The 2,929-nt window shown below is 63.9% G+C and carries 4 protein-coding genes; all 4 read right to left on the reverse strand.

Annotation, left to right across the window (positions count from 1 at the left end):
• Nucleotides 1-205: hypothetical protein (locus ABFE16_19360; protein MEN6347459.1), on the reverse strand; the 205-nt coding region annotated here is incomplete at its 3' end.
• Nucleotides 206-256: 51 nt separating this feature from the next.
• Entirely contained in the window at nucleotides 257-1,513 is a 1,257-nt protein-coding gene (locus tag ABFE16_19365) for a CotH kinase family protein (protein MEN6347460.1), read from the reverse strand.
• Between the two features lie 4 nt (nucleotides 1,514-1,517).
• Complete coding sequence (locus ABFE16_19370; protein MEN6347461.1) at nucleotides 1,518-2,435, reverse strand: hypothetical protein; 918 nt, start codon at nucleotides 2,433-2,435, stop codon at nucleotides 1,518-1,520.
• Between the two features lie 6 nt (nucleotides 2,436-2,441).
• On the reverse strand, nucleotides 2,442-2,929 hold a 488-nt coding region (locus ABFE16_19375), incomplete at its 5' end, for a hypothetical protein (GenBank protein MEN6347462.1).

The raw sequence follows: 2,929 nt of genomic DNA on the forward strand, positions 1-2,929 counted from the left end.
GCTCCAGCGTGGGGTGGTCAGTGTGGCTCAGGGTCTTGGCGGGGAACGCGGCGGCGCCGTAGGCCTCCAGCAGCTCAGTGCTGTAGAAACCCGAAGATCCCTGCTTGTTCGCCTCGATGATCCGAACGCGATAGACGCCCGCGGCCTTGGGCGCGGGGAGGCCCTTGACGGACTCGGTGAGCAGCTGCTTTGACATCTCTTCCATTTTAGCAGGAGACTCCCAGGGGGTACGGCTTGACCCGATCGGTGATCCGTGCTAGGAGCCAGTTACCCCCGGAAGCTGCGCGTCAAGCCAGGCCGCGCGAGCCTGGATCCACCCCTGAACATAGGCCGCGGTCGCCTCGACATCCACATGGGTCAAGCCCCAGCGGTCCTCGTCGCGCTGGATTGCAGCAGCCTGACGGCGAGACTGCTCTGCGACCGTGGCCAGCAGGCTGGGGATATAGGTCTTCATGTTTTCCCAGCGCTGGAGCAGGAGCGTCTTGAATGTGGGGTCAGAGATCATGCGCTTGATCCACGTTGCACCCGGGCCGGTTGCGTTGATGGTGTTCCAGACGTCGGGCGCGTGATTGACGTTGACCTGGTTTCCGAACGAAATTCCCATGTCCCAGAGCGGTCCCATATGCAGCTTGCCACCGAGGCTGTCGCGCTCCTTCCAGAGCTTGCATGAGGACTCGAAGTAGGAGTCCTGGTTCGAGCCGAACTCGTTGACGAGGTACCAGTCGGCGAAGCTGGTCATGTCCACAAAGCGCGCATAGCCGGTTGTGGGGTTCAGGAATTCTGAGCTGTATAGAACATTCTCGAAGTTCTGAATCCAGTCCCTCATGTACGCTGCCTGCGTGGCCTTTTCCGGATCCAGGTCGCCGATGGCAACGCCGGGCGAATCGTACTGAATCATGACATCGCGCGAGGTGGTGAATCCCGGGTCACCTTCAGACACGTAGCGACGGCTTATCTCCAGGAGGTATGTCCCCGTGAGCGAGTCGCCAGAGGTTCCGCTCACGTCTTCACCCGGAACGCGCCCGCTCTCTAGCCGCACGAGGTCGGTGAGATTGTACAGGCCCTGGTAGTCCCCGTTGATGGTGACCTCTACGATGCGGAACTGCGGGGTCCAGGTCAGTCCGGAGATGCGGGATCCGAGTGTAAGCCCAGTGATGGTCGCTATCTTGCGCGGGTCATCATGGTTGGCCAGGAGGGCCCAGTCTCGCTGGGAAGCCTTCATCCCGAGCGCGGTGCGGTCGGCGGGGAAGTTCAGGCGGTAGGGCTTCTTGGGCAGGCCCCAGGTGTAGTTTCCGCGCCCCCGGATGCGCAGGGGCCCGGTTTCGGTGGCGAAGCCTGGGGCGATCAGGGTGTACGTGGCGTTGACGTAGGTCTCCGTGCTGGTGATTGGCGCCCCACCGGCGGTTGCTATCGTGAGCGCAGGGAAGACGCCCAGAAATTCTGGACGACCCGCCACTGCGAACGCGCCATCGACCCGGGCCGCCCCCGGCGACCCATCTCCAAGCTCAATCATCCGACTAGTCTGCCAGCTTCGTCAGGCTCATGAACTGACCGGAGGCGTTCGTGCCGTCGAACTGCGTGGGGTAGGAGTCTGCCGACCAGATGAACAGTCGCACCTGGTCACCGATCGTGAATCGAGCCAGTCGCGTGTACTGCCGACCCGCTCGCTCGTTAGCTCCGCTGCCACCCGACTCGTCCCAGTGCACGTGGGGGGCGTCCGCATTTGTCGTGCCTATTCCGACTGCGAGACTTCGGGCTGGCGAGTTGTCGGTCATCCGAACACCGGCAAGGCACAGGTACAGCCCCGTCTTGGGGACGGTGTAGATGAAGGTGCCCGCGTTCCAGGAGCCCCCTCCGATATTGACACTCGGCGTCCCGTCGAGAGGGTATGTCGTGAACGTGTTGGAGCCTATGCTTGTAGAGGCCCCGACCCGGCTGACGGCGAATTGCACGTCGCCGGTTGCGAGCGAACCCCCGCCGACGGTTGCCCACTCCGCATCGCCATCCGCGTTGGACGCCTTGACGAGTGCCTGTCCGGTGGTTCCGCCGTCCGGCAGCACACCGCCACCGGCGCCAGGTGTGATTATGACGTCGGTATCCAGGGCGTTGACGGCACCCAACTCATCTGGGTCCACCCAAACCACGACATCGGCCGACAGGCGCGCCTCCGTTCCGGTGACCACGATGATGCCAGCAATGGTCGGCGACCCCCCTCCGGTAGCCGCGATCGTGATGGTGTCGGCGCCGTCGTTGATGGTGATGTCGATGCCCGCTCCCTCGATCAGAGTGGCGCCAACGGCATCACGGATGATCTCAGCGAGCGTAGAGTTGTTCTCCAGCTTGTCGGTGTTGAGTGTCGTCAGGGCGGTGATGATCTTCGTCGCCCAGAGCGGGCCGGTGGTGATTCCCGGAGTGGGGAGGTCTAGAGTAGACATGGTTCCTTACTCGCCCTTCGGGCGGTCGGGGCGATCGCCCTTCTGGTCATTGGTCTTGCCGATGCCGAGGTTGTCCTGGCCCTGGCCATTGGTGGCGAACTTCGCCGCGGACTCGGCGGACGCGGCGGCTTCGTCCTGCTTGATCTTGGACTGCGCTTCGAGCGCGCCCTTGGTGTTCGGGATCAGCACGTCGCTCGGTGCCGGACCCGAGATGGCCAGGTCCACGAGGTCGCCGAACTTGCCGCGCAGCTCCTCGGGCTTGAACAGGCCGGTCTGCCACATGGTGGCGATCGCCTGGATGAGGCGGTAGGTGGCCTCGTCCTCGACGCGCGGCCACTTGATGATGGCCTTCGGCGCCCCCAGCAGCGCGAACACGCGCTTCAGGAGCATCGAGAGGGCTTCGCGGCGCGCGGCGATCATCTTCTGTGTGGGCGAGTCCAGGTTGCTGGCCGAGCCGTACGAAGACCCGGACGCGCCGGGGTCGCTCAGGGCGT

Source organism: Armatimonadia bacterium (assembly GCA_039679385.1).
Lineage (GTDB): Bacteria > Armatimonadota > Zipacnadia > Zipacnadales > JABUFB01 > JAJFTQ01.